Origin of the sequence: Zavarzinia compransoris, assembly GCF_003173055.1 — a bacterium.
Taxonomy (GTDB): domain Bacteria; phylum Pseudomonadota; class Alphaproteobacteria; order Zavarziniales; family Zavarziniaceae; genus Zavarzinia; species Zavarzinia compransoris.
Window position 1 is genome coordinate 1 of the sequence record NZ_QGLF01000013.1, and the last position, 2,909, is coordinate 2,909.

The following is a 2,909-nucleotide window of genomic DNA, read 5'->3' on the forward strand; positions in this document are numbered from 1 at the left end:
GGCGCTGATCTTCGTGCCCTGCATGGTGCTGCTGTTCCGCCCGAAGTCGCTGGCGAACCACGGGGCCGGCCATGCCCGGCCTGCGGTGGCGCTGCCGGCGGAGGCGATCGGCAAGCCGGCGGAGTAGGGGCCGGCCAACGACGGGGCCCGGCAGGTGACGGCGCCGGGCCACCGAACAAAGCCTTTAAAAACACAATGGAGGAACGCGGCCGCAGGCCGCTGAAGGGCAGGGGGAAAACATGAGACTGGCGAATATCCTGCTGGCGACGACGATCCTGGGCAGCGCCGCCGGCGGCGCGCTGGCCGGCCTGGCGGCGGATCTCGGCGACATCAGCATGGGCGGCCGCGTCAAGCAGGGCGTTGCCTTCGGGTACTCGGAACTGACCGACGGCATGCTGCGCCTGGCGCAGGCGAATTATATCGTCGAGACCGACATCAGCTGGAAGCCGACCAAGACGCTGGCGGTGACCGGCAAGTTCTGGCTGCGCGGCGACTGGGTGGACAGCTGGGGCGCGGACCTGATGGGCAGCGGCATCCAGAACCCCTATAGTCCCAATGCGACCCAGCAATACGGCTATCACCTGAACCGCAAGGGCGGCGGGCGCGACGATCCCTTCGGCAACACGGTCGATCACCAGAACCGCTATCTCGACGACTTCGAAGACGAGATGATCCGCGAACTGGCGATCAAGATCACCGACGAATACAACCGCTACGCCATCAAGATCGGCAAGTTCGTGCGCGGCTGGGGCCAGTCGGACGGCATCCGCCTGCTTGACGTGCTGCATGCCCAGGACCTGCGCATGAAGGGCGTGCTGGGCGACAGCGACGAGATCCGCATCCCGAACTGGATGGTGGCGGTCGACCTCAACTTCGACGAGATGGGCATCGCCAAGCCCTTCGAATGGATCGGCCTGACCAAGCCGGGCCTCGAGCTGATCTTCATGCCCGAGACCCAGCACGACCTGTTCGTGATCAACAACCCGACCCCGGGCGACGTCACCGCGGGCGGGCTCTACGGCTTTCCCTTCCCCTATCTGATCGATCCGGTCTCGGGCAAGGGCATCCCCTACTTCGCGGCCCATCTGAACGACGTCACCCCGCGCGAGTTCAGCGTCACCGACGCGACGCTGGCGGCGCGCTTCAAGTTCCAGGCCCTGCACGGCGAAGGCACGCTGAACGCCTATTACGGCTGGCAGGAACTGCCGATCGTGAAGATGCGGGACTCGACGCTCCATGTCGGCAGCGCCACCCACCAGGCGGACCAGGCGCTGCTGAACGTGCCGCTGAGCCAGCCCCTGCTGGAGACCCTGGTGCATGCGCCCGGCGTCGGCTATCTCGACGCCATGCGCACCACTTCCGGCGGGCTGCTCGGCTCGCTCGGGCAATTGCTCGGCGGCTATCCGATCAATCTCTACGGCTGCGCCACCGGCATCCTGCCGCCGCTGTGCTCGGTCACGACCAACTTCGACCTCGACTACAAGTACCGGAAGAAGCTGGTCGGGGCGACGTTCACCCGCGACATGGTGGAACTGGCCTTCGGGCCCAAGGATGTCGCCCCGGTGTTCCGCATGGAAGCGTCCTACGAGTTCGACAAGCCGTTCAACCGCTACCGGGTGAAGACCAATGTCGGGACCGAGGCCTATGGCACCAATGCCCTGATCTCCAGCGTCGACGAGAGCGTCGCCTTCCGCGACCAGCTGTCGATCATGGTCGGCTTCGACTACTTCCTGTGGCTGCCGTTCTGGGAGAGCCAGGAAAGCTCGATCTTCACCTCGTTCCAGCTGTTCAACATCATCACCGAGGACAGCAAGGACCTGATGTTCCAGTCGCCCTATGCGGCCTTCGGCTCCAAGGTCCACCCGGTGCAGACCTATGCCTCGTTCCTGTGGTGGAAGGCGCTGGACGACGGCCGTCTCTATCTCGAAGGGCTGGCGGCCTACGACTTCCAGAACGAGGGCTTCGCCTATCGCCAGCGCATCGACTTCAACTACTTCGGCGACAACATCCGCCCGCGGGTGGAGATCATCCACTACGAGGGCAAGACCGAGCAGGGCCTGTTCGGCCTCTACGACAATGCGGACGCGATCGAGTTCTCGCTGACCTATCAGTTCTGAAAACAGTTCACCAAAGGGAGGAAACTCATGAAGTTCAAAACCATGGCGGCCGGCCTCGTCGCCGCCCTGGCCCTGGGCGCGTCCCAGGTCGCCCTCGCCAGCCCGGAGGACGGCGTCGCCGCCTGGAAGGCTTTCATCGCCCAGAACGGCGAGGGCGGCGGGCGCTCGAAGTTCGTCGACGCTCTCGGCTCGGCCGAGGCGCTGGCGATCGCCAAGCGCTGGGCGGCGCTGCGTGGCTATGATGCCCCGGCCCTGCTGAAATCCGCCAACCTGCCGCCGGAACTGAAGCCCGGCACGGTGATCGACGCCTCCAACGTCGATGCCGCCTGGCTGAAGCCCTATATCGTCGGCGCCTTCGCCGAACGCTTCAAGGACGCCGGCTGGTTCGGCTGGAAGAAGGCGGTGATCGTGCCGACCGCGTCCTACTACATGCCCAAGGGCACGCTGGAGCAGACCGAGGACGCCAAGGCCAAGGGCATCACCTTCAACGCGACCCCGGACGGCAACCTGCTCACCCCCGACGGCAAGTTCGCCCTGTCGACCCAGGGGGCCATGCCCTTCCTGAACCCGAAGGACGGGCTGGAGGCGACCTGGTCGTTCGTGGCCCACGGCATCGCCAACGACAACCTGAACTTCCACCCGATCACCATGGACGTCTGCAACAGCAGTTCCAACCTGGAACGCCAGTACAAGGCGGAACTGTGGTGGCAGAAGATGCACGGCCGCAAGGACGTGGCGCCCTTCGGCGACATCAACGGCATGGACGGCGTGGTCGAGGGCGGCGCGGTCTAC

The 2,909-nt window shown here is 65.3% G+C and carries 2 protein-coding genes; both read left to right on the forward strand.

Features of this window, described 5'->3' with window-relative positions:
* Window positions 1-239: 239 nt before the first annotated feature.
* The gene (locus DKG75_RS22575; protein ID WP_109923461.1) at window positions 240-2,117 is read left to right on the forward strand and encodes a hypothetical protein; all 1,878 of its coding nucleotides are present in this window, start codon (window positions 240-242) and stop codon (window positions 2,115-2,117) included.
* Window positions 2,118-2,144: 27 nt separating this feature from the next.
* The coding region (locus tag DKG75_RS22580) for a hypothetical protein (protein WP_211315717.1) at window positions 2,145-2,909 on the forward strand (765 nt) is incomplete at its 3' end.

Excerpts from the sequence above, each read along its gene's own strand:
- DKG75_RS22575 (WP_109923461.1), top strand. The coding sequence starts at position 240 with ATGAGACTGGCGAATATCCTGCTGGCGACGACGATCCTGGGCAGCGCC.